Annotated in this window: 19 protein-coding genes; 7 read left to right on the forward strand and 12 right to left on the reverse strand. The window is 41.9% G+C overall.

Annotated features, from left to right (window positions below):
* Positions 1-8 precede the first annotated feature (8 nt).
* The 4 genes from AB1Z56_RS04980 to AB1Z56_RS04995 all read right to left on the reverse strand — a co-directional run bounded on the left by AB1Z56_RS04980 (position 9) and on the right by AB1Z56_RS04995 (position 5,732).
* On the reverse strand, positions 9-734 hold the full coding sequence (locus AB1Z56_RS04980; RefSeq protein WP_426791306.1) for a ferritin-like domain-containing protein: 726 nt from the start codon (positions 732-734) through the stop codon (positions 9-11).
* A 243-nt stretch (positions 735-977) separates the two neighbouring features.
* Positions 978-2,084, reverse strand: coding sequence for a peptide-methionine (R)-S-oxide reductase MsrB (msrB, locus tag AB1Z56_RS04985; protein WP_426791307.1), 1,107 nt, complete (start codon positions 2,082-2,084; stop codon positions 978-980).
* Between the two features lie 274 nt (positions 2,085-2,358).
* Positions 2,359-4,158 (reverse strand): chloride channel protein, encoded by a 1,800-nt coding sequence (locus AB1Z56_RS04990; protein ID WP_426791308.1) that lies wholly within the window; start codon positions 4,156-4,158, stop codon positions 2,359-2,361.
* Between the two features lie 119 nt (positions 4,159-4,277).
* The gene (locus AB1Z56_RS04995) at positions 4,278-5,732 is read right to left on the reverse strand and encodes an alanine/glycine:cation symporter family protein (RefSeq protein ID WP_426791309.1); all 1,455 of its coding nucleotides are present in this window, start codon (positions 5,730-5,732) and stop codon (positions 4,278-4,280) included.
* Between the two features lie 306 nt (positions 5,733-6,038).
* On the opposite strand from AB1Z56_RS04995, the gene AB1Z56_RS05000 reads away from it, so the two are divergent.
* Entirely contained in the window at positions 6,039-8,045 is a 2,007-nt protein-coding gene (locus AB1Z56_RS05000; protein WP_426791310.1) for a BCCT family transporter, read from the forward strand.
* 125 nt (positions 8,046-8,170) lie between these two features.
* On the opposite strand, the gene AB1Z56_RS05005 is transcribed toward AB1Z56_RS05000, so the two are convergent.
* Positions 8,171-9,478: a mechanosensitive ion channel family protein gene (locus AB1Z56_RS05005; RefSeq protein ID WP_426791311.1), complete on the reverse strand. Its 1,308-nt coding sequence runs from the start codon at positions 9,476-9,478 to the stop codon at positions 8,171-8,173.
* Positions 9,479-9,612: 134 nt separating this feature from the next.
* On the opposite strand from AB1Z56_RS05005, the gene AB1Z56_RS05010 reads away from it, so the two are divergent.
* The 5 genes from AB1Z56_RS05010 to AB1Z56_RS05030 all read left to right on the forward strand — a co-directional run bounded on the left by AB1Z56_RS05010 (position 9,613) and on the right by AB1Z56_RS05030 (position 16,894).
* The gene (locus tag AB1Z56_RS05010; RefSeq protein WP_426791312.1) at positions 9,613-10,647 is read left to right on the forward strand and encodes an NAD(P)H-dependent glycerol-3-phosphate dehydrogenase; all 1,035 of its coding nucleotides are present in this window, start codon (positions 9,613-9,615) and stop codon (positions 10,645-10,647) included.
* A gap of 1 nt (position 10,648) precedes the next feature.
* Positions 10,649-12,892, forward strand: a complete 2,244-nt coding sequence (gene ggpS / locus AB1Z56_RS05015; protein ID WP_426791313.1) for a glucosylglycerol-phosphate synthase — start codon at positions 10,649-10,651, stop codon at positions 12,890-12,892.
* Between the two features lie 154 nt (positions 12,893-13,046).
* Complete coding sequence (locus AB1Z56_RS05020) at positions 13,047-15,242, forward strand: ATP-binding protein (protein ID WP_426791314.1); 2,196 nt, start codon at positions 13,047-13,049, stop codon at positions 15,240-15,242.
* Positions 15,243-15,406: 164 nt separating this feature from the next.
* On the forward strand, positions 15,407-16,264 hold the full coding sequence (locus AB1Z56_RS05025; RefSeq protein ID WP_426791315.1) for a helix-turn-helix domain-containing protein: 858 nt from the start codon (positions 15,407-15,409) through the stop codon (positions 16,262-16,264).
* Between the two features lie 255 nt (positions 16,265-16,519).
* Positions 16,520-16,894: a response regulator gene (locus AB1Z56_RS05030; protein WP_426791316.1), complete on the forward strand. Its 375-nt coding sequence runs from the start codon at positions 16,520-16,522 to the stop codon at positions 16,892-16,894.
* Positions 16,895-16,973: 79 nt separating this feature from the next.
* On the opposite strand, the gene AB1Z56_RS05035 is transcribed toward AB1Z56_RS05030, so the two are convergent.
* The 3 genes from AB1Z56_RS05035 to AB1Z56_RS05045 all read right to left on the reverse strand — a co-directional run bounded on the left by AB1Z56_RS05035 (position 16,974) and on the right by AB1Z56_RS05045 (position 19,466).
* Positions 16,974-17,339 (reverse strand): response regulator, encoded by a 366-nt coding sequence (locus AB1Z56_RS05035; RefSeq protein ID WP_426791317.1) that lies wholly within the window; start codon positions 17,337-17,339, stop codon positions 16,974-16,976.
* 5 nt (positions 17,340-17,344) lie between these two features.
* Complete coding sequence (locus tag AB1Z56_RS05040) at positions 17,345-18,895, reverse strand: PAS domain-containing sensor histidine kinase (RefSeq protein ID WP_426791318.1); 1,551 nt, start codon at positions 18,893-18,895, stop codon at positions 17,345-17,347.
* A gap of 274 nt (positions 18,896-19,169) precedes the next feature.
* Positions 19,170-19,466: a hypothetical protein gene (locus AB1Z56_RS05045; RefSeq protein WP_309360775.1), complete on the reverse strand. Its 297-nt coding sequence runs from the start codon at positions 19,464-19,466 to the stop codon at positions 19,170-19,172.
* A gap of 200 nt (positions 19,467-19,666) precedes the next feature.
* On the opposite strand from AB1Z56_RS05045, the gene AB1Z56_RS05050 reads away from it, so the two are divergent.
* Entirely contained in the window at positions 19,667-20,125 is a 459-nt protein-coding gene (locus AB1Z56_RS05050; protein ID WP_426791319.1) for a DinB family protein, read from the forward strand.
* Here the strand turns inward: AB1Z56_RS05050 and AB1Z56_RS05055 are convergent.
* The 4 genes from AB1Z56_RS05055 to AB1Z56_RS05070 all read right to left on the reverse strand — a co-directional run bounded on the left by AB1Z56_RS05055 (position 20,106) and on the right by AB1Z56_RS05070 (position 25,726).
* A complete protein-coding gene (locus AB1Z56_RS05055; protein ID WP_426791320.1) occupies positions 20,106-20,477 on the reverse strand; it encodes a winged helix-turn-helix transcriptional regulator in 372 nt (123 codons plus the stop codon). The two genes, AB1Z56_RS05050 and AB1Z56_RS05055, sit on opposite strands and share 20 nt — an antisense overlap.
* 214 nt (positions 20,478-20,691) lie before the next feature.
* The gene (locus AB1Z56_RS05060) at positions 20,692-21,486 is read right to left on the reverse strand and encodes a hypothetical protein (protein ID WP_426791321.1); all 795 of its coding nucleotides are present in this window, start codon (positions 21,484-21,486) and stop codon (positions 20,692-20,694) included.
* A 3-nt stretch (positions 21,487-21,489) separates the two neighbouring features.
* Positions 21,490-22,293: a hypothetical protein gene (locus tag AB1Z56_RS05065; RefSeq protein ID WP_426791322.1), complete on the reverse strand. Its 804-nt coding sequence runs from the start codon at positions 22,291-22,293 to the stop codon at positions 21,490-21,492.
* Positions 22,294-22,303: 10 nt separating this feature from the next.
* Positions 22,304-25,726 (reverse strand): carboxypeptidase regulatory-like domain-containing protein, encoded by a 3,423-nt coding sequence (locus AB1Z56_RS05070; protein ID WP_426791323.1) that lies wholly within the window; start codon positions 25,724-25,726, stop codon positions 22,304-22,306.
* Positions 25,727-25,857: the final 131 nt, after the last annotated feature.

The following is a 25,857-nucleotide window of genomic DNA, read 5'->3' on the forward strand; positions in this document are numbered from 1 at the left end:
TTGGATGATTAATAAGTGGGTAGATCCGATACATCGATTTTCGATTTGATAAACGGTGCTGCAGCGCTCAGTACCACGCTTGGACTTTTGGCAACATCGAGACCATTGGAATCGACAACTTCCATATTGGCAAAACTGCCGTTGTCAATCATGTCACGTACCCAGGCAGCATGCCGCGCTTCGACCGAAACGATCTTGCCTGCCAATAACAAATAATTAGGATCTTTGATAAGCCATCCAGCTCCGTTGTAAGCAGATACACCTAAATCTTCAAATGTTTTGGCCGTTGCCAGGACATTTTCCCGGCTACCGAAATTAATACCCGAAAGATTTAATTCAAGACTGGAGATTGCTTTGGCTCCCAGAGCGACTTTAAAAAATTCGCGATGGGCAATCTCGTGATCACGGATATCCGTAAAGAAAGCCTTTTCCATATCGGTCATGCCCGAGTAGGGATTATTGACCAATTGGGTATAAAAAGCAGCTTCAAGCTGTTCTAGCGCATATGCGTAATTGAGAATAGCAATATCGCCGCTACCAAAATACAAACCTTTACCACCGTTATCGATATCATCATCGTGGTCTTTTTTACAACTAGACATACCGAGAATGGCTAATGATGCAGCGCTAGCGCCAGCAAATTTCAGGAAATCCCGTCTGCGGAGATCTCTTTTGTCAATTTCACCATTGGAGTTCAATAGCGAATCGTTGAGGGGCTTTGTTGTCTTTTCCATAACAAAAGTCTTTTCGTTTATAATTTTCTGTACTTATAACCATCTACGACTTATTGGAAAGCTTGGATTTCAAAATTCTATTTTTTTTTATATTTTTTTTGATGGAGTTCTTAGATGGCGTAAATAAAGATCATTTCACATGTAAGCGAAGAGCTCAGTGCTGTATTATTCTACCTAGTAGCGCAAAAAAACTGATGTAGACTTACATCAGTTTTTTGCTAAAAACCGTTTGGGCTATTACTTTTACTTCTTGGCTAGCAAGGGCAGATATTTTTCATAACCCTTTGCTTTCATTTCTTCTTTAGGCACAAATTGGAGAGAGGCACTATTGATGCAATAGCGTAGTCCCCCTTTGTCGGCAGGACCGTCATCAAAAACATGTCCCAGATGAGCGTCACCGGTTTTACTACGTACCTCCGTGCGGCGCATGCCGTGAGAATTATCAGTTAATTCTTCGACTAGCTTTGGATTGATCGGTTTGGAAAAGCTGGGCCATCCACAGCCTGATTCAAACTTGTCCGTCGAGACAAACAGTGGTTCACCAGTAGTAATATCCACATAAATGCCATCTCTGAACTCATCATTATATGCGTTGTCAAAGGCACGCTCGGTTGCCTGATTTTGTGTTACATCATATTGTAGTGCTGTAAGTTCTTTTTTAAGTGTGCTTTGGTCCTTTTTTTTGAAGGTAGATGATGCATCGGTAGCTTTGGCAGTAGATGGATTGGCTTTTCTTGCCATTTCAAATAATTCTGGATCAATGTGGCAGTAGCCACCTGGATTTTTGTCGAGATATTTTTGATGGTATGTCTCAGCGTCGTAGTAATTCTGTAAGGGTTCCAGCTCAACAACGATTTTTGCTGGATATTTTTTGGCCAGTTCGGCCAGGCTTTCCTTGATAACTGGAATGGCTGAATCATTTGTATAGTAAATACCAGTACGATATTGTGTTCCGATATCATTTCCTTGTTTGTTGACCGAGGTCGGGTCTATAGTTTTTAGGAATAAATCTATGAGTAACTTTAAATCAACGGCTTCTGGATCATAAGTGACTTTGACTGTCTCCGCAAAGCCCGTTTTTCCAGTGGAAACCTGCTCATAGCTTGGGTTCTTTAGATGGCCATTGGCATAACCAACTTCGGTCGCGATCACTCCGCGTACCTGTTTGAAAAAATGCTCCGTACCCCAAAAACATCCCCCGGCAAAATAAATAACCTGATCTTTCTTGCCAATAGGGTTCGTAGCTTGTTGTTTAATTATCTTGGAACCATTAGTTTTCTGTGAAAAACTAAATTTGCTGAGCATAAATAAGCCTAATCCTAGTAATAGTAATAAAAATACCTTTTTCATAGCGTTTCTCCATTCTTGTTTTTTATATACGATGTAAAGACCCGAATTGGATTTTATCAATTTAAAAATTCGGGCTCTCTGCTTCCATATTGGTAAGATATGTCTAGCTATGGATTTCCATAAAAGACGGATAGAAAGTTTTTAAATTGATGCACTTACTTACTTGTCGCTGACAATACGTTACCTTTACCGAAGGACATCTATGTTTCTGCTGCTAAAAGTTAACGGATAGATGAATTCCAATTTTAAACTTAGATGGGCTGCTATCGCTTCACTATTCGAGATAATGTCCCTGACGGATAAGCAGTGCCCTGTATTTATTGAATACGCTAGATTTGGATACAAAGCCCATATATTTTTGCTCAGGTCCAAGCACGGGCAGGATCCAAGTGTCTTCTTTGTTCATTTTTGACATCACAGATTCCATACTTTCATGAATAACGACGATATCATTGGGTTTTTGAGCCAATTTTTCAAATGTTGTATACAGACCATCCAATTCGCCAAGTAGAATCGAGAATAGATATTCGCTATTGACCAGCCCGATGAATTTGCCATCATGGCTCACAATGGGAAATATATTTCTTTTGCTATGAATAATATCGTGCTGCCTAGATTTAGGGGTTTCATCCGGACGTAAAATCACAAAGTTGGTTTCCAGAACGTATTTGATCCGCATCATGCTCAATACCGAGCGATCTTTATCTTCGTAAGATATAAGGTCTCCCGATTCTGCCAATACCTTTGTATAGATTGAATGTTTAAGTATGGTTCTATTGATCAGATAGGAGATAGAACAGACAAGCATAAGCGGAACCATTAAAGTATAACCGCCCGTTACTTCAGCAATCAGAAACATGCCGGTTAAAGGGGCATGCATAATGCCGCTCAGGGCACCGGCCATGCCAGCTACAACAAAATTAGGAACGTTCAGTTCTGCAAGCCCTGTTAGATTGATCCCATAAGAGAATGCAAATCCCAAAAGGCCACCCATCACTAAGCTTGGTCCAAACACGCCACCATTGCCACCGCCATTTAACGTAAAAAGGGCTGCAAATGATTTTCCGAATAGAGTCAATAAGGTATAGCCAAAAACCACGATACCCATGTTGTGATATTCTGAGAATAGGCTATTTTTGACAATTGCGTTGAACTGCCCGTTGAGAATTTGCTGTATGGTCAGATAGCCCTCGCCATATAGGGCGGGAAATACCAGGATCATAAGACCCAGCGCGACACCGCTCACCCAAACCTTGTTATAAGGATTTTTTATTTTCCGAAACCATTGGTTGACAACGACAGATACGCGCGCAAAATATACGGTGTATAAGCCTATCAGTACAGCCATTAGCAGGTAGAAGAATAAGGCTGATACCTGCCAATACGAATTAAAATTCGTAAATAGGGGTTCACTGTATAGCAGCCGCGAAACCACCGATGCCATTGCAGAGGAGATCAGCAATGGAATAAATACAGGGATGGAAAATTCGGGCAGCAGAATCTCAATGGCAAAGATCATACCGGCCAGAGGACTATTAAATGCACCCGCGATACCTGCAGCTGCACCACAGGCCAGCAGCATAGTCACTTCCTTATATTGTAATCCAAAAAAGCGCGCAATGTTTGAACCAATGGATGATCCGCTTAAGGCTACCGGAGCCTCTAAACCACAAGATCCCCCAAAGCCAACGGTGATGGCTGAAGTCACCACCTGTGAATAAATATTACTGGGATCCAGTCGGCTTCCTTTTCGGCTGATCGCGTAAATAATCGGCGTTATGCCATGTTCAATCTTTTTACCTCTGATAAATTTTCGGACAAATAATACACTCAGCAGAATACCGATCAAAGGAAAAATCAAATACAGCGAATACTTCACTTTCCAGTCGATATCGTTCTGAATACTTGTGGCAATAAAATGAGTCAGTCTTTTTAAAACGGATGCCATTAATCCGCCTACAATACCTACCAAAAAGGCTAAGATGATGATAAAGTTTCGGTTGGAAACTTTTCTCATGCGCCATTGATTGATCTGGTCTATTTTCCTGTAAAAGGTCTTTCTAAAATTTGCCATTGTGAACTATTCAGCACTTTGTTTTATCCCGTAAAACGAAGCGCAGCAATATAGTCATTCCTGCAAGGAATTAGTTCTTCTACCTCCCCAATAAGCTTTAATACTAACGTATTGTTACATTATATATCTTTTAAACCATCATCTTTTTTTTTGGACCATAATTCCAGGTTTGGAAATTGGAATTTACTGCTGTCGAATACAGCATCTTGCTTAGACTTTTGCTGCTCACGGTAGTCTGCATAAATGGAGAGCACTTTTTTGTGAAGCAGGAGTATTGCGATCAGATTGAGCCAGGCCATAAGTCCAACGCCAATATCGCCCAAAGTCCAGGCAGACTTGGCAGTACTGATGCAGCCTACATAGGTGGATACCAGGATCAGGATCCTCAAGATCCAGATAAGTATAGTTTTATGCTGTTTCTTTCGGCTAACAAAACTAATGTTGGTTTCAGCAATATAATAATAAGCCATAATGGTTGTAAATGCGAAAAAGGCTAGTGCCAAAGCAACAAACGCATTTCCAATGGTCGGGAAATGGTGCGACACGGCCTGTTGGGTAAAGGCTGGCCCCATTTCCGTAGCCGGAAGGTGTTGTACAATAAATCCCCCAGCTGGATTTTCAACATTGTATTGGCCGGTAAAGAGTATCATTAAGGCTGTAGCGGTACATACAAACATGGTATCCACATAGACCGAAAATCCTTGAACCAAACCCTGCTTGATCGGATGCGATACTTCGGCTGCAGCTGCCGCATGCGGAGCTGTGCCCTGGCCAGCCTCATTACTATAAATACCCCGTTTGACGCCCCACGAGATTGCCATGCCTGCTACTGCACCAAACGTAGCTTCCATGTTTAAGGCAGATTTTACGATCAATGCAATAACTGAAGGGATTTCCGTAAAATTGAGTCCAATAATGACTAAAGCCATAAGGATATAGGCGCCAGCCATAAATGGTACAACATATTCCGCAACGGTGCTGATGCGCTTTACGCCACCTATGATAATAATGGCCAGTAGGCCAGCTATGGCTAATCCGGTGATACTCGGCGATAGTTGGAAAGCAGACTCGACTGCTGCACTGATACTATTGCTCTGGACTCCGGGTAACAAAAATCCAGTACTGATGATCGTAACGATAGCAAAGGTCCATGCAAAAGTTTTGGATTTCAGTCCTTTGAGGATATAGTAGGCGGGGCCGCCCCGGTATTCACCATCGTTTACCTCTTTGTACATTTGGCCTAGGGTAGCTTCTACAATGGCCGAAGCACTGCCTAAAAATGCAATCACCCACATCCAAAAAATAGCTCCTGGGCCGCCCATGGCAATTGCTGTCGCAACACCAGCGATATTCCCTGTGCCCACTCGTCCTGAAATAGCAAGAGAAAAGGCCTGAAAAGAGGAGATACCTTTGTCTGAACTGCTCCCATTAAAAAGTAAACGGATCATTTCCCGAATTTGCATCAGCTGGGGGCAACGGAAACGTATGGTAAAATAAATACCGGTTAGCAGACAGAGGTAAACAAGAGCGTCACTCCAGATGATATTGTAAATTTTATTGATTAATTCTTCCATGTTGTATAATTGAATTCTTAGGCCTGCTAAAAATAGGAAAAGCGGTTAAGACTATCTTAAATATTGAATAGATTTTGTTTATCTATTTCAGAATTGTTATATGGAATACTTATAAGTACAATTAGCCTTCTTCGTATAGCATATTTATATAGTGAAAGTATTTTTCAATTCTGTTACGAAAAATTCTCAAACAGGCCAATTCGGAATGCGTATTTTCAGAAACATTAGCGTCGGTTAGTTGTTAAAAATATGGTTAATTGTTAAAAATATAATGAAAGGCCGCATTGTAAACAAAATTTAATTCAAGTGATCTTGTCAAAATCGACATTCAACAAAGGAATCATTATTCCGAGCCTGATCTTCATCATAGGAGTGTGTCTGCTAGCTGTGTTTTTTCCAAACTTGACGGTAAGTATTCTAGATACAATAAAGCAGTTTATTTTTGTGAATCTCAACTGGGTATATGTCTGGGCCGTTACGCTTTTTGTTATTTTTCTGATTTACCTCATGTTTAGCAAGTTTGGTAATATCAAGCTGGGAAGTAACGACAGTAAGCCCGAATACACTTTCTTTTCGTGGATTTCCATGTTATTTGCTGCAGGTATGGGGATCGGATTGATGTATTTCAGTGTTGCAGAGCCGATGCAACATTTTTCGACCGAGGCTTTTGCCGGAAACCACTATATTAATCGAGCTAAAAATGCGCAGTTGTATACTTTTTTTCACTGGGGTATACATGCTTGGGCGATTTATGCTGTGGTCGGCTTGGCTCTATCGTACTTTGCATACCGCTATCGGCTTCCGCTATCACTTCGTAGTTGCTTCTATCCTTTATTGAAAAATAAGATCAATGGAAAATGGGGCAACGCGATTGATGTATTTGCGCTTTGCAGTACATTTTTTGGTATTACGACTACATTGGGGTTTGGCGTAGTTCAGGTAAATGCTGGATTGCAAACCTTGGGACTTGTACCCGATAATAATTTCACCTATCAGATCATGATTGTCGGCGTCTTAACATTGTTAGCTGTTTTATCAGCCACTTCAGGGGTAGATAAGGGGGTTAAGCTGTTGAGCAATATCAATATCATAACTGTTGTTATTCTATTACTATTTGTGCTTTTTCTTGGGCCTACAGTTTATCTTATCGGCAGTTTTACAGAGGGAATAGGCAATTATGTAAACAATTTCTTTAGTTTGACTTTCGATACACATGTTTACGATGAGGCAACATTACCCTGGTTTTATAATTGGACGATTCTATACTGGGCCTGGTGGATATCATGGTCTCCCTATGTAGGATTATTTATTGCTAAAATTTCCAAAGGGCGGACCATCCGTGAATTTATTGCTGCGGTATTCATTATACCGACCATATTTAATTTTATCTGGATGTCGGTCTTTGGTAATAGCGCCATGTGGTTTGATATCAATATTGCTAAAGGTGCTTTGAGTTCTTTAGCAGATAATCCAGATGCCCTAATGTTTCGATTTTTAGACTATTTGCCTTTGTCCAATATGGTCAGCTATCTGGTTATTCTCATTATCATTATCTTTTTTGTGACCTCAGCTGATTCGGGCATATTTGTAATGAATAGTATTGCAACAAAGAATGCTGTAAAATCCCCAAAATGGCAAATGATATTTTGGGGTGCTTTACTGGCCATCTTAGCCCTTATGTTATTGAATACGGGTGGATTGCAGGCTTTACAAACCATGACACTTATTACAGCACTGCCATTTTCAATTATCATGCTGCTTTTTTGCGTCAGTTTGGTCAAAGCATTGACCATAGACCGAAGTTATTATGAACGTGATTTTTCGGTGAGCACTGTGCCCTGGTCAGGAGAATTTTGGAAAGACCGCTTGCAACAGATTGTTTCGTTTAAAAGCCGTGAATCGGTCGATGAGTTTATGAGGAACACAGTGAAGGCAGCGTTAGAAGATTTGCAGGCTGAGTTTAAGGAGAATGGTATTGAAGCAAAGATCCATGAGTTGGATGAACCAAATCGAATAGCGATTGAAATCCGACACGACCTAATCAACAATTTTATATATGGCGTCAAGAATCAGTTTAAAGTGGTATCCGATTATGTCGTCGAAGAAGAAAATCTTCCTGACCTAGCCGATAAGAAAACTTACTTTCCAAAATCTTATTTTGGAGATGCCCGTGAGGGTTACGATGTCCAGTACTTTACAAAAAATGAGCTGATAAGCGATGTCCTGAAACATTATGAGCGCTTCTTGGAAATAATCTCGGAAGAGAAAAATGAAATGTTTATCAGTAGCAATGCCAACAAGAATCTGAGATAATGTCTTATATCGGTCTTATCTTGCTTAAATGAAGTCATTCCCGAGCTTGTATCTAATTGGATTTCTGCCTACCGATTTTCGATTTATTAATCGGTAGGCAGATATAAATTTCTAAGTTGAAGCTATTAAGAGCCCGGAGCTTTGGAGACTATCAAACGCATATCATCGGATGCTGGCAGTTCGAATACCTGCAGGTGGAAGTGCTTGATAGCAGCCAATAGGTGGTCAAAAATATCGGCCATGGTATCTTCAAAATATACCCATTGTGTTCCCTTGGTAAACATGTAAAGTTCCAAGGGGATACCATATTCGCTTGGTGCTAGCTGACGCACCAGTAGGGTCAGTTCCTGGTGAATGTTTGGGTTATGTTTGGCATAGGCCAGCACGTAAGCCCTAAAAAGTCCGACATTGGTCATCCTCCGGCCATTGACGGGTGAAGAGGTATCGGTATTCCAGGTTTTATTGTAATCGGCAATTTCCTGTTCTCGCTTTTCAATATAGGGTGTCAGCAGGTGGATTTTTTTCAATGCTGTTATTTCGTCCTCGCTTAAATAGCGGACCGAAGACATTTTAATATTCAGCGCACGTTTTATACGGCGTCCACCTGTTTCCTGCATGCCCCGGTAGTTTTTGAAAGAATCGCTGAGAAGAGTGTAGGTCGGTATGGTGACAATGGTTTTGTCCCAGTTCTGTATCTTCACATTGTTTAGATTGATCTGCAAGACGTCACCATCCACACCATATTTGGGTATTTCAATCCAGTCGCCTACACGTACCGAGTCGTTGGCAGACACTTGTATACTGGCCACAAAACCCAAGATGGTATCCTTAAATACCAGCATCAGGATGGCGGATGCAGCTCCCAATGAAACGAGAAATGACCAGGGCGAATTGCCCGTCAGGAGAGAAACCACCAGTGTACCGATCACAAAAATAAGAAAGATCTGAACCACCTGCAGATAACTGTCGATGGGTTTGTCTTTAAAACCTTTGGATGTTCGAAAAATATCCCGGCAGGTTTTTAATAAGCTATTTGCCAGCTGATAGATCATGACCAAAATCAATAAATCGAGAAACTTGACAATAGCTGCGGTGAGTATCGGAAATCCCAGAAAGATCACCGGAAGCAGCTGACGCGTAAGCAGCACAAGTACGGTACGGCTCAGGCGCACATGCACCTTATTTTCCAACAGATAATCATCCCATTTGGTCGAAGTCCGTCGCGCAATTTTATTTAATACCGAATAAAGTACCTGACGCATGATATAATCAAGTGCATAAAGCAGGAGCGCTAAAGCGAGAAGAAGTCCCAATGCGGTAACTATGTGTGCTTGCTGTTCGGGTAGACCTAATTTTGCGAGAAGATCGTAAATGGACTGGTAAATTGAACTTGATGACCGTTCATTGAAGTTAAGCATGTTTAAATTTTTCATATGAACAGACAAATTTACGAAGAAATAAAAAAACGGATTTTAAAGGGATAAGTACCCATTTATGCTTGTTTTGGCGCTTTAAATTTGCTTAATGATTAATTTTTACGTATATTTGTAAATTAATAGATAACCTGATGGCAAAAATTTTCTGTTTTTGCATCTTAAAAACCCCCAACGATTTGAATGAGATTAGTGTGATAGGTGGTGGGAGTTGGGCTACGGCCCTGGTTAAAATTTTGACAGAAAATGGCATCTTTGTCAATTGGTATATGCGGCGTTCTGAACAGGTGCGCTCGATCAATAGTGATGCTGTAAACCCTGACTACCTATCGTTTTTAAAACTTGATAATACAAAAATTTATGCGTCCGATCAACTGGACGAAGTGTTGGTCCGATCGAAAGTAATTCTATTCGTCGTGCCGAGTGCGCAGCTGGACATTGTTTGTGCATCAATTCCCAAAGAGGCCCTCGCCGAAAAATTCGTGATTACGGCAATCAAAGGGACTGTCGGCTCCAACAATTTGCTCCCCAGTGCTTATCTCGCCATGTATTTTGAGCTTAAAGATTTTCAGCAGGCAATTATAGCGGGCCCTTGCCACGCTGAAGAAATCGCCAGAAACAAGAAAACCTATATGACCTTATGCGGCCCGAATGAAACATTTATCCGTAAGATCTCTAAGGGCTTTGCTTCAAGCTATATGCAGGTGAATTATAGTCGGGATACAATGGGCGTAGAGTATGCTGCTATTTACAAAAATGTGGTCGGCATTGTCTGTGGCATGGCTGAGGGACTACACTATGGCGACAATTTTATGTCTGTTCTGGTCGCTAATGCCATTGACGAATTGCAGCGGCTGCTGTGTGCTTTTGGCGCTCCCAATGTCCGACTCGGCAGCTCTACTTATTTGGGCGACCTCCTGGTAACTGGTTATTCCGTGCATAGTCGCAACCGGACGTTTGGTAAATACCTGGGGCAGGGCTATTCGGTTTTCGAGGCACGCGAACTTATGGGTATGGTCACCGAAGGATATTTTGCAACGAAGGGACTGATGGCTACAGTCTTGCGTCTCGGGCTTAACTTGCCGCTATTACAAACAGCTTATCGCGTACTGTATAATCATATGGCTGCAATTGATGAATTTAAACTTTTAGAAAGGAATATAAAATAATATGTTATTAGCAACGGATTTAGATGGAACTTTTTTGGGTGGAAAAATGGAAGACCGCCTTAGATTATATAGATTGATAAAAAACAGCCCGAAAATTCAGCTGGTTTTTGTTACCGGCAGAGGATTGGAGTCGGTCTTGCCGCTACTGAGTGATCCGCTCATTCCAGTGCCGGATTTTATTATTGCCGATGTGGGCGCCACGGTCGTGAACGGACACAGTCTAGAAGCAATTGAGCCGCTGCAGAGTGAAATTGAAGAAAAATGGCCGCAGACTTATGCCATCCGGGCTGCGCTCGAGGAAATCCCACAATTGAACTACCAGCATGTACCGCAGCAGCGCCGCAGCTCCTTTTATTATGAATCTGGGGTAGACCATAGCCTGGTGCAGCAGGTAGCGGACAAGTATGACTGTGATATGATTACTTCGGCTGATAAGTACCTTGACTTTCTTCCGAAAGGTGTCAATAAGGGGACAACACTCAAAAAGCTTGTGGAATTCCTAGAGGTTAGTGTAGATGAAGTAATGGTCGCTGGCGATACGCTCAATGATCTGGCCTTATTTGAAATCGGCTTTCGTGGTGTCGCCGTTGGAAAATCTGAGCAGGGGCTTCTGCAGGCCATTGATGGGCTGGATACTGCTTACGCCGCGGAAGCAGCCGGGGCAGGAGGGATACTCGAATATATGGAAAAATATAGGCCTTTTCAGCAACTTATTCGGGAGGAACAAAAAATTGCACTTCAAAAAAGAAAACCCAAAAAGTCCGATCAGCTGGTGATGGTATATCATCGCTTGCCTTTTGAAAAGGAATCGGTGAATGGGAAGACCGTAAGGATAGCGCCCAAAAGTCCAAATGGCATTATCCCATCGTTATTGGGCTTATTTGAAAAGGGACGGTCCGGTCTTTGGATCGGTGAAGAGGTAATCCAACCGGACGGGCAGCCTGTTAAAAACCAGCTGGTGGATGAAAGCAAATACCCTAATTTGGTCGCCTCCACTATATCTTTATCTAAAGAAGATATCGACAAGTTCTATCGTGTATTCTCAAAAGAAGCGTTTTGGCCGACAATCTTTTCCTTTGTGGATAAAGCTAAATTTAATCACGAAGACTGGGCTCATTACCTGATAATCAACAAACGATTTGCCGAACGGATTGCACGGGAAGCTGACGATGAAGCGCTTGTCTGGATCCATGAGTATAATCTATGGATGGTACCCGCTTTTTTAAAAACTATGCGTCCTGATCTGAAAATTGGATTTTTCCACCATACTGCTTTTCCTGCAGCTGATATATTTAATATTATTCCATGGCGAAAAGAAATTATTGGCAGCCTCTTGCTCTGTGATTTTATCAGTTTTCATATCCCACGTTATGTAGAGAATTTTGTGGATGTTATTCGTAGCCATACACCGTTCAAAGTAATTAAAAAAGTCAATGTTGCCAATCAGTTTCTGACCTATAGCTGTGCTTTGGGGGTCGATCAGATGACAAAGGTAATAGAGGTGGATGGAAGGCAAATTAGACTTGGTGCACAGCCTGTGGGAGTTAATAGGGATCATATCGAACAGATTTTGACAGATAATAATGTGAGGACGGAAATAACTGCCCTCAAAAAGACCAAAGCCGAATCAGAAATAACACGTATTATTTCCATTGAGCGCCTAGACTACGTCAAGGGGCCCTTGGAAAAGATTCAGGCTTTTGGTGAATTTCTTGCAGAGTATCCTGAATTCAGGGGTAAGATTGAACTGGTCAATGTCTGTACTCCGCCTTCTCAGGGGATGACAATCTATGATGAAATTCGCGATCAGGTGAATCAGGCCGTAGGCGAAATCAATGGTAAATATGCGACGATGAATTGGACGCCCATTCAATATTTTTACAGGGCACTGCCCTTTGAGGAAGTGGTCAAGCATTATGCGCTGAGCGATATTGCGTGGATTACTCCTTTGCGTGACGGACTGAACCTGGTCGCAAAGGAATACATTGCGACTCATGGGCTATTGGATACTTCAGGGACTCTTGTACTTTCGGAATTCGCGGGGGCTTCGGTTGAGCTGCCTTATGCTATCCTGACAAACCCTTATGACCGAAAGAGTATGAAAGATGCATTATTGAAAGCTTTGGTAATGGAGCCGGGTGAGGCTCAGGTGAGAGCGCGTAGATTATATGAGCATATCGAGCATTATGATATCCATTATTGGGGAAAGGATTTTGTGAAAGAGCTCGAAAAGTCTGGCAGATAAAGTCTATCCCTTCGTGATTTCTCGTGTTTTAGAGGGAAAGGTGCAAGTTTCGATAGCTCAATTGTTTTTAGTAAATTAGTAACCATATGATAGCGTCGATGGATGACAGGACTGTTGATTTTACCATATTTTTATTTAATATATCAGTAGGTTTATGCGTGAAATCAATTGTCATGAGGAAAAAATTCACCTGTGTGGAAATATACAGTCTTTTGGGTATTTATTTATCTTTGAAGACGATAAGTGTATCGGGGTAAGCGAAAACTGTGCAGCTATTGCTGGTGAAGAATACTCCGCAATGCTGGGCATGACTGTAGATGATGTTCTTCATCGGATAGTTCCTTCATTTGAACTTCGGGGAGAGAACATTGAACAGGCTGTTTCCGACAGCATGTTTGCCAGGTATGCCGATCGCGTGACTATCCATCAAAACGAATATTTTTTAAGTCTCTATAGGTATGATAGTAAAATTTATCTTGAAATAGAGGCCTGCAACCCTCTCGCTGTCAAAACGACCAAATTATATTATTATGCAAAGCATTTAGATGACCGAAGCAGCGGCAACTCTTGCTGGCAGGCATTGACTGAATTGATTAAGGATATTATTCACTATGATAGGGTGATGGTGTATCGCTTTTTGGAAGATAATAGTGGACAAGTTATTGCAGAGAGCAAGAGTGCTGATCTGGAATCGTTGATGAATTATCGTTATCCGGAATTCGATATTCCAGCACAGGCACGCGAGCTTTATCGTATTTTTCATGCCCGCCATACGGCGGATGTCAATGCGGAAGCGATTCCGCTGATGGGGCGGAGTGCCAATGATCTCGATCTTACACGCTGTAGCCTTCGGGCGCTTTCACCCATGCATTTGCAATACCTTAAAAATGCCGGCGTAGAGGCGAGTGCAAGTTTTAGCATTATCGTAGACGATGATCTTTGGGGGCTTGTTGCTTGTCAGAATCGGGAGCCAATGCACGTCGATCTTTCACAGCGCCATCTATGTACCTTTCTTACACAATACGCTGTAAACAATTATCTGGCAGATTTTCAGAAGAAACAGGTGAAAGTTCAGAAAAATCTATCGCAGCTCAAGCATGATCTAAAAAGTGATTTGTTGGTCAAGCGCGACTTGTATGACGTATTGGAAAAGTATGCAGTGCGTATTATGGAGGTAATGAATGGGCAGGGGCTAATCATTAAACGCGATCGCGCGATTATGATGGTAGGTGAGGTGCCTGACAAAAAAATGCTCCGAGAAATTGATAAAAAAATAGCCACCGCAGAATTTTTTGTGACAGATAGATTTAAGGGCGATGGTCCTTCCGAAGATATTGAAATATATCCCGGTGTACTACGCATCAGTATTCTGCCCGCAAATAACTGGTACTTATATGTTTTTAGAAAAGAACGCCTGATAGAAGAGACTTGGGCAGGTAAGCCGGAAAAAGTGATGCAGGTTGACGAAGATAGAAAGATTACCTTTCCTTCGCCAAGATCTTCTTTCGAGGCATGGAAAAAAATTACAAAAGGAAAAGCCGAAAAATGGCAATCTTCCGAACTCGCTTTTATTGAAAATATTACACAGATTATTCAGCAAGCGGTAGCACAGCGTGGGGGAGAGATTGATGAATTGAACAAAAAATTGGTGCGCTCTAATAATGCGCTTGATACTTTTGGCTATACGCTGACCCATGATCTTAAAAATCCGCTGACGACGATACAACTCACTGCGCAAATGTTGCTCCATAAAAAAGACATCTCTGACGAACTGCTTGCAAAGTCAATGAAAAATATCTTGGAGGGGACGCAACTGATGCGGGATATGATGGATAGAGTCTACCAAATGTCAAAGGTAAATCATGTAGACTTTGTGTTCGAACCAATTAATCCAAAGTCCAAGATTGTCAATATCGTTGAAAATTGCAAACAGCAATACCAGGTCCCTCATTTAGAATTTATAATGGGCGAAACACTACCTGTTTTGGGAGAGAGAACATTGATCTATCAATTATTTCTGAACCTTGTTGGCAATGCCATAAAATACAGCAGCAAAAGGCGAAACCCGCAGGTGTCCGTTGAGAGCATGCGGCAAGGAAATGGGGTCCGGTATGATATCAAGGATAATGGAATCGGAATTGATTTGAAGGAGGGCGACAAAATTTTTGAAATCTTTGCCCGAATGGCCAATTCAGAAGGCTTTGAAGGTTCGGGGGTTGGCCTTTCCATTGTTAAACAAATTGCGAATAAGCTCAACGCAGCTATTCACGTGGAAAGCGAATTAGATGTCGGTACTACATTTTCAGTCGTCTTCAAAGATGTACCTGAAGCAGATCGTATTCATGTATAAATGCAGTAAGTTTTTAATATATGCAGTTTGATCAAATGGCTTAAAAGAGCCCGAATTGCAATTTTAAAAGAATACAAACAATTGTCCTAACAGGCGGGTTTATTGCTATAACGACATGTTTCGTAATGATATTTTAATAGCCCATACTGAATAAAAGATTATATATGCTAAGTGGTGACAAGAATAGTGAATTAAAAGAAGTTTTTAGATTAAATCATACCTATTATTTTGAGTACTTTGACAACGAAGATCAATTTCTCCGATCCTCCCAAAGACTGATTGAGGAAAAGTATTTTATCATTGTCTTTGGCGTTTTAGATCGTAAGCATCAAGAAAAACACAAACTGGTATTTTTTAACCAGCATTATTTTCCTGTTACCGAAATAAAAAAATCTTTTAAGGAAGGGGCTTATTTTGCCTTCCGTTCAGATTTATTCCATGGATATAGTTTACGTAACCGATTGAAAGATCTCGGATTTTTAGAATATTCAATGGATGAATCATTGCTATTACGAGAGAATGATTATAAGCTCGTTGCAAATATTTTTGAGCTTTTAATTGAAGAAACAGAAATGCCGCATAGCGAAATACATTCAACGATAATCACCTCATACCTCAATTTGCTTTTATACCACATGCAAAGGTTTTACCAGCTTTCAATGGAGAGTAGAGTGGATGAAATCAGTCGGTTACACCAGCTTTTTTTTAACGAACTGCATGCATTTTTCGATGGAGAAAGAATGTGCATGTCAGCATTTCCGAGTTTAACAGTCTTATCGAATAAACTTCGTTGCACACCGAGATTTCTAAATGATGTTTCAGTAGGTGTATCGGGAGGTACAGCACAAAGCCATATTGATAACTTTATCATTGGCATTGCCAAGCAACTATTAGCTGAAACTGATTTTTCTGTTGCTGAAATAGCCGAAAGACTACGGTTTGAACAACCTCAGTCACTCACCAGATTATTCAAAAGAAAAACCCAAATTACGCCGCTCGATTTTCGAATTTCCATTATTTAGATATATGTTTTTTTAAACATCCGATCAACCCATACAGCCGCATTTTCTTTAATTTCAATTTGAATAATATTCCACTCCAAATTAATTAATAAATAAACCGTTTATCCAATAAATTGTCTATCTTGTAAAATCTCAAAGAAAGATTATATAAACGGTTTGGTAACCAACTATCTGCCCAGCTTAGGTCTATATTTTAATTTCCTTTCCTGAAGACCATATTTTTCAATCATTGTAGTGTTTTTAAACAATCAAAAAATGAAAATGAAAATTGTTGTTTGTGATGATGAAACCGTCATCCTTAATGTATTGGAGCTGGCTTTAAAGAATGAATTTAGAGAAGTTTATTTAGTTTCAAAAAGCAGAGAACTTATTGCATCTGTCGAAGAAATTGAACCTGATATTATACTATTGGATATTGAAATGCCATGGCTGTCAGGTGGCGATATCCTTCGTGAACTCCGAAATTCGAAAAAACATCGAAATATTCCAGTGATCATGATGTCTGCAAGTTCGCGTGGGAAGCAGATCGCTTCTGAAAGTGGAGCTGATGCTTTTTTGGCTAAGCCATTTGAACTGGAAGATCTTTTTCTTCTGGTGGATAAAATGGCCAAGCGTAAGCGTTTGTCTTAAGATGATCACATCAGCTGCATAAAAGCACTTTCCATTAAAAGTGCTTTTATCTTGTGCCTGCTCAGCGTGTATTTGCGGACTAGTTTTTCAATATGCTATTAATTTTATCGGTGATATCGGTTAAATCAAAGGGTTTGGCGATAAAGCCATTTGCGCCTAAGTTTCCTGCGATTTCAGGTCCATCGACGCTTGCCGATAGCACAATGATCGGAGTTTCTTTGATTTCGGGTGTACTACGAATAATTTTAATCAGCTGGTCACCAGAAAGTATTGGCATCCAGAGGTCCAGCAGCAAGAGGTCTGGCTTATGCGAAATTAATTGCTTTGTCAGGTGCGTGCTATTTATTTCGCATATGACATTATATCCTTCTAGTTCTAAAAAAAGCTCCAGCATCTCGAGTATTCCTCGATCATCATCACAGATCATTATCTTTTTAGGCTGCATATTTTTTATTTGTTAATTACTATGGGTAATGTAAAATTAAATGTGGATCCTTCTCCTGGCTCGCTTTCGACCCACAGTGTTCCTTTGTGGTGTAAGATAATCTCATGCGAAACATAGAGGCCAATGCCTAAACCGGGAAACTTTTTCTGTATATGGCTGACGCGAAAAAATCGCTCGAAAATTTTTAGTCTATCCTGATAGCTTATGCCCATGCCATAATCACGTACGGAGATTTTAACAAAGTTGGCTACCTTGTGGATACTAACTTCAACTTTTTTCGACTCGGGTGAATATTTAATAGCATTGGAGAGCAGATTGTTCAGCACTTGGATAATCTGTAGCTCGTCGCCCGCTACGATACTACCCGTATTTCCTGTAAGCTGGATGTCAGAATCAGGTGCCGCCAATCGCATGCTTTCAACGGCATCTTGGATCGTCTTATCGATCTCAAATGGCTCCATGTGCAATTCAAGATTTCCAGATTGAATTTTAGACGTATCTAAGAGTTTTGCTATCAGCAAGTTCAAGCGATCGATATAAGCTGTGATTTTATCTAAAGTTGAGACATATTTCGGATCGGTGTTTTCGGCACTCAATCGCTGCAAGATCTGGAAGAGACCTTTGATTGTTGTGAGCGGTGTCTTAAGTTCGTGGCTCGCAATTGACAGGAAATCATCTTTACGCCGATTCTGCTCTTTCTTTTCTGTAATATCTTCGATGGCGATCAGGATGCGGTCTTTGTACTGGCCCTCGAATTCAATACGATAAGCATTTAGCAGCATGACTTTTCGACCAATATGAGGAAAGATATGGTCTACCTCATAATCGATCACCGGGTTATTGGTGGGCAGTATCCGAGTGAGCATCTCTTTTAAAGAAGAAATATCCCACTGCTGATTGCCGAGGTCAAATAGTAAATTTCCTACCGTTTCTTCTGTGGTGACTTTAAACGAGTTTAAAAAATGTCTATTGGCGCTCAGGACGATGTAATTGGCATCGAGCACCAAGAGACTTTCCCGTACTGTTTCAATAATACTGGAGAGAAAGCTTTCTTTATCTTGCAGTTCTTTGGTTCTTTGCTGTATTTTGAGTTCCACATGGGACTTCTCTTCCCGAAGATCATACTCTGCTTTTTTTCGATCACTGATGTCATTTTGAACACCAATAAAATGAGTTACCTGACCGTCATCATTCTTCACTGGTGAAATAAAAAGTTCGTTCCAAAAAAGCGTTCCATCCTTACGATAATTTCGAATTTCAATCTTACATTCTTCGCCACGCGCAATAGATTCTTTAATAATCTTACGTTCGGCTTGCGAACGGTCCTGAGCTTGTAAAAATCGGCAATTGTGGCCAATAATTTCATCGTGGGCATAACCACTGATGGTTTCGAAAGCTTTATTGCAATAAATGATGGGATTATCATACTGCAGATTGTCTGTAATTATAATACCCGAATAGGCAGAATTCAATGCTTTTAGATAAAGATCTAAATCATTGTTCTTGTTTTCAATACGTTGCTTTGAATTGTTGATGCCGGAAGCATTTTTTCTCATATATTTTAAACTCCCATATTAATTGAGGTGTCCCCAAAATAATCTATAATTCTGAGATTGAAGCGGATTTTGGGATGTCTAAATTAAAAACCCGTATAAATCCCTGCTGAAGAAATAATCATTTCAAAAGATAGCAGGATGTTTATTTTTGATCCGCTCTGAACCACGGAGAACAGCGGCAATTTGTTATCGAGGTCCAGCGCCGCATACTGTCCTTGGACATTTTTTCAGCTGTAGAGACCCTTAAAACTGCAAATGTATCCCTATGACTACCTTATTGATGTCTGTTGCCTTTATGGTAATACGAAATGTTTCTTTCGATTCCTCTCGCCGCATCATTTCTGTCGGGCGATACCACGACGGGGGCATATTGCAATGACACAATATCCGTACTGTCGATGTCGGGCATTTTAAGGGGGCGGTACCAGGAAGGTGGGGTCGTTAGATTGCCTGTCTGTTTGCGATCTGTTTGCTCTGTTGATTCCTTTACAGAACGCTGTTTCCAGCGTCTGTAAACGAACAGTGCTGCTCCGGCAACTGCTGTGATAACGAGTCCGATTTGTGCTTTCATACTTTTTTCTTTAAGAATTGAACCATATTCCTTTCAAATTGAACAATACTCAAATCAAAAAGTTCAATAAAAAAAGAATCAGCGTCTATGGATGCGCCCGGAAGAAATTTGTGTATGGATTCGGATTGCCGTAAATAAGCTTTGACAGTTTTAAAGATTCAGCCTATTTTTGTGTACAAAACACGGACAGTCAGCAGGACATGGAATCACTCTTTCGCGCATGGAAAACGAGCCGGATGGCTTACCTCAAATTCTTTGAAAACTATTCTTTGGAACAGCTCAATCGCATTCCCGAAGGCTTCAGCAACAACCTGATCTGGAATATCGGGCACATCATTGCCACACAGCATAAATTAATTTATATCGGATCTGGGGTAGCGGGACATATCCCGGAGGAAGTGTTTATGCACTACCAGTCCGGAACACGGCCTACAGCAGCGGTATCGCAACAGGAAGCCGATCTCCTAAAAAGATTACTCCTTGAGCAAATTGAACCGGCCATCCGTGATTTTAATGACAAAAAGTTTGGCAGCTATCAGGAACGTACAACTGGAACGGGGTTCCATCTAACCTCCATATACGATGCCTTCGAATGGAATAATTTTCATGAAGGTCTGCATTTGGGCTATATGATGAGCATTAGAAAGTTTGTGGTGTAAATATAAGTCTATTTTCATACCCCCAATCTTTCACAGATTCCAATAAGGGGATGCAGGTTTTTCCGAAATCGGTAAGCCGATAGTGGACAGTAGATTGAAATGCAGTATCGGCTTGGGGCCTGCTGACGATAAATCCGTCATTTTCAAGGATAATTAATTTTGCATCCAGGACGGTCTTTGTAATAGAGGGCATTTTTGTAAGAAGATCAGTGTATGTGGTGGCTTCATTTCTTAAATGATAGAGTATAACTGCTTTCCATTTACCTTCAATGAGGTCCATAGTTTGATTTACGGTACAAGGATATGTATTCCGTAAGCTGGTCAGATAATCTCCAATAAATTCCGTGTCCATACTGCTTGTTTTTACCTCAGCAAATCTATGTAATTCTCACTTATTTCGCAATAGGTGGGTTGTTTCCTAGGTTTTCTCAATTTTTGGCGGAAGCTGGGTTAAGGTCTGTCGCCCTGTGATCGCATAAAAGCATGGCCTAGATCTATCAGGGATGAAGTCCAAGACATCGGATGTAAAAAAGGAAGCAGGGCTGCCCGGCTTCCTTTTTACGACCTTAATCCAAGTAGAAGAAAAGTCGGCTGAATGTTTGATTCGGTACTTTTGGCGCAATAAAATAAGGCTGCACCTTGCCTTTATCGTCCAATTTTGGCAAAAAGAATCCCTCAGCACCCAGTTTACTTTTTGTTTCATCACCATCAAAAGCCCATTCATTGTCCGTATTGGCCTTGGTGAAATTAACCGTGGCACTTCGCAGATCGGCGCTTTTGTCAAAATCCTTGAGTGGTAGATAATCTACATAGACCCATCTTCCGGGAAGCACATTTTTTGCGATATATTCCTTACGAACATCGCCCGTAGTGGCATTGACCTTTTGCAAAGAAATATCAATCGGGAAATCAATGCTTTTATCATAAATATAAAAGCCTAGTTTATTGACATTGGGGTCAGCAGCGGGTGTGTTCACTTCCTGTACCTTTCCATCAAAATAGATGTAGTTGAAATTCACTTTGATCGTGTTTTCAGGCAATTCGGCACTGTAAACCACTTTTTTGGTCTCGGTATCGGTTAAAGTAACCAGTCTTTTTTTTGGTATTTTGTAGCTGTATGCCGTTGCAAAATGGATATTGCTCTCGGGTTGGATGATAAAAGCCCCATTTTTGTGATCAAATACGGTTGTATCAATCGCGATCTGCAAAGGATGCGCACTGCCATTATAGCCATTGATTAGAATATGCATCGCGCGTTCTACTTCAGTAGCGTCCTTATTGCAGGCATTGAAAAGGAAGGGAAAGCCGATCAGCAGGAGCGCAGTGGCCAGGGAATATAGCTTCGTTGATAAATTTTTCATACATTATAATTCTAGAACCTTATTAAACCGTATCACATTATTAAGTGGAGCTTCATTGATGATAAACAACTTGGAAATGGCTTTTGTGGGTGACGGTACAGGCGCACCGGAAGTAAGCTGGCTGAATTCAATGGAAGATCCTTCCGTATAGGGAATGTCCGTGCCGGCTTTATAAATATAGGCCCGAAATAATACCGAGGTTTTTTCTCCCTTGTAATCCTGGATCCCTAAAGGGAAAGGATCAAAAACGATGGGCTGGGAGAACGTATTGGGCTTTAGGTTTTTGATCCGGATGACCTCTTCAAACACTTTGGGGGTGAAATAGTATTTTCCAAATACAATGTCCACGGGTTCCCGGTAATTTAATATGTTGGACTGGAGCATATAGATCAACTGTACTTTGCCCTCCACAGGTGCCGGCACTTTCGGGAAATCGGCTACTTTTCCGTCCATGTAAATAACATTGAGATCCGTCACGGCCGCCGTATCGTTGGCTTTGATTTCCTTTTCTAGCAGAATTTTATCGGTCGCTTTGGACTTCATGGTAAATTTTAAACGCTGCTTGGTGGGGTCATTGAAATTATAGTTGGCAGCAAATGCGATGCGGCTAAAAGCCGGTGTTACCGTAGGACTAAAGGTATCCAATTGCAGGATAAGTTCCTCATTGCTGTTATTATAACCACTTAAATTGATCATATGCACATTGGAATGATAGAGCAGTTCTTCGCCACCTTTATCGCATGAAAGGAAGGTGGATAGCAGAAAAAAGGCGATCGCCGTGGCTGTTAAGATTATTTTTGTTTTCATAACGGTTGATTTAAAAGGTGTATCCGATGGAAAGGCTAAAGGAGCTGCCCACTTTGCGGTTAAATGTTTCTTTGTCGCCTATGCGCATCTTTTTTGTTCCATCTTCGGAGGTCTCGTAGTAACCTTCCTCATATTTTTGGGAGAAACCAAACTTCCATTCGTAGATCTCGTCCCATTCCTGTGTCGGCCATTCGGAGTTTGACAGGCCTTTCCAGCGATCCTGTACTTTGAACGTTTCGGGTCTGTTCACATAAAAGCGGAACGGACTGTTCAACAGGTTGCTCAGATTTAATTTAACATCCAGATTCTTATTTTTTAGGAATTTGTAGCTCAGCTGTGCGTCGAGCTGATTGCGTGGACGCTCGTATTCAATCAGATCTTCGCTCATGGCTGTCATAAAGGTTTTATAACCCATATGGTTAAACGCTACGTTGGCTCCAAAGCGGTCTCCGGCGTATTGTAAGGCCGCATTATAGACTACCGGTATCTGTCCATACAGTGGGCGCTTGCTTTTCAGGAATTGCTTTTCACGGTATTCAAAGGTATTTCCATATTTATCAGTACCCATACCCTTTGCCCTAAATTCGGCCGACTGCACTTCGGAGCTTTGAAGGGTAAGGTTTCCACTTACATTGAAGTCTTCCAACATGGAGCCGGGAGCCATAAAGCCCAGGTTTTTGCGGATATCAAACTCTAGGCCCTTTACTTTGGCCCATTCTGAGTTATTGGTGGTCACATAAATGCGGTGCGACGAATCCATCATCTGCCGGTACAATTCGATCGGGTTCTGGAAATATTTGTAGAAAAACCCGATTGAAATAACTTCCGCAATGGAAGGGTACCATTCAAAACGCATATCATAGTGATCAATTAAGGTTGAAAGCACGCCTTCATTCCGACGGTAAGCACCGCCCAATGCGGGGTCCTGCCGCACCATCTTGGAGTTTTCAATCAATGCCGGACGGACTACGGACTGTGAATAGGCCATGCGGATGTTGAAATCCTGTATGGGGGTCAAAGTCAGACTGGCCGATGGCAGGTAGCGCCATGTTTTCTCCTCGGTTTCAGGATCTGCCGTCATGCCCACCAGTTTCCCTGTTTTGGGATCAACAAAGCGTTGCTTGCGCATGGCAATGGTTCTGGCGTCCATCTGCAGGTCATTATCGCCATTTTGCAGACTCTCATACTTGTAGTATTCGGCACGTAGGCCCCAGACCAGTCGGATCCACGAGTTGAAGCGGTTGTCGAGCATGCCATAAACCGCCTGGTTTATATTTTTCCCTTCATAGGCACTGATGGAGAATGCCGCCGGGTAATAAAACATGCCGTGTAGGGGATCCGTAAACTCGAGGTATTTTGACCAGGTGTTGACGGGCGTAAAATTATTAGCACCGACCGAAACGATAGGCAACGAAACCCATTCGAATAAGCCATGCCGATCCATAAATTGGTAGCCGGCTTTCAGGGTCTGCTTTTGACCGAACCAATTCGTCTGGTAGCTCAATGCACCTTCAGCAATTTTGTTGGTCTCCCTATAGTGGTATTCGGAGCGTGTAAATGTTCCGTCACCGGCATTGGCGTAGTGTGAAGGGATAACATTGTAGATGGTATCATTTAAGAAACCAATAGGAGCGAGCCAGGCTTCGGTGGCATCTTTCTCGCGGTTGTTCAGCTGATTGCGGGCAATATTCCATTCGAATTTGAAATTGCCGAATCGATGCTCGCCATCCAGCTTATTCTGCAGCATATTGATAAACTTGGGACGGTCATATTCGCGGATAGCTGGTCTCGAATCGTGGCCAATATCATTTCCCCAGCCTTCGATCACGGAAAACTGGTTGTTGAACATCCGGGAATAGAAATTCCGCGAGGTGATCTTGTGATTTTTGCTGTTCCAGCCCAGGTTGATCAAAGCGCCTAAACTTGAATTAAAGTTATACTGTGTTGAGGTCGTCGGGTGGATTTCTTTGCCCGTGCTGATATCGAAAGTTGCCCCATCTACTTTTTGCCAGTTGCCACGCTCGAAATTGGAGATATGATCAATAGATTGCTCATTTCGGTAACTGAGCGAGCCTACAAATCCAAAGATTCCCTTTGTACCAGTGTAACTCCGCCCCAGGCTGAACTGGTAGTTTTGTCCAGGTAGTGCCGTGTATTTTCGGGTACCGAGGCGTTCCAGTCCGCCGATACGCTTGTTCTGTGCAGCGATCATTTCAGGAGTGAAAGGCGTTACTCCTTCCGGCACGGGTTTATAGGGATTGGCCGGGTCGTAATTGATGCCGTTGAAAACCGTCAGATCCCGTGGGAAATTGCCCCGCGTGCCATCGTCAAAGGCCAGATAGTCTAGGCTGCCACGGCCATAACCCAGGAAATCTTTGCCCGTTGAGCCATTGATGTATTTGCTCCCCACCGAAAAGGAGGTAAAATTTTTGACCGGGATGGCCAGGGTGTTGATCTGTACCAGTCCACCACCAAAACCAAAGCTCAGATCGGGCGATGAGGTTTTGTGGATTATGACATTGTCGATCAGGTTGCTAGGGACAATATCAAATTCGAAGTCCCGCACCTGCACGTCTGTACTGGGGAGGGTAGCGCCATCCATCATGGCCAGGTTGTAACGTTCGGCAATACCGCGGATCACCACCCGACGGTTGTCGTTGGTACTGACACCAGAGATGCGTTTTAGGGTCTCACCTACGTTTTTATCCGGTAAAACGGCTATTTGCTCCCGGCTGATTCCGTTGGAGATGGTGGCTTGATTCTTTTGTTTGGCATATAAAGAAGCCACACTTTCCTGTTTATAACTTCCCGTCACCACCACCTGCTCCAGGCTTTTAACTACGCTCTTAAGAACGATGTTGAGACTGGTCTGCTTTCCGGGCTGAACCAGGATGTCGGTGATCCGTTTTGTCTGATGGGAAATATAACTGACTTCGATGGTGTAGGTGCCGGCGGCGAGGTTCAAGCTGTAGCTGCCATCGGCTTTACTTTTTAAGGATTGGTTGCTTTGGAGCAACGTAATGCTTGCATCGGCAAGGGCTTCACCATTTTCATTGATGATTCGTCCGCTGATATTTCCCTGCTGTTGCGTAGCGCTGTTGCCCATGCTGCCGGATAGCGGAACGGGGATAGCGGCAACCCTTTTTGCTGAAACGATCACAGACTGGTCCTTCAGCACAAAGCTGAGCGGTTGGTTTTTGAAAATTTCTGCCAATACAAGCCTGATGTCGGTATTGCTGGTTTCTATGGTAACGGGTCTGGCCATTCGCAGCAAGCTACCTTCGACTAGAAATCCGTAACCCGTCTGTGTACTTATTTTTTTGAATACTTTGGCCAGGGAGCTGTTCTTCTCGGAGAGACTGATGTTTTGTCCTATTGCTCCGAAGCTGATCTGTAGCATGCCAAAAAGTGTCATGAAGGTGCTTAGCTTCATTTTCAATAGTATTTTTGTATTTTTTTTATACATTTGTTAAGCTGAAATATGTGTTAATTGGATCGAGAAATTCATTGGCCTATTCCAGTTATTGGCCAGTAGTGTTGCGACCACTATTGGCTTTTTTTGGA

The sequence above is a fragment of the Sphingobacterium sp. WOUb80 genome, from assembly GCF_050058145.1.
GTDB lineage: Bacteria > Bacteroidota > Bacteroidia > Sphingobacteriales > Sphingobacteriaceae > Sphingobacterium.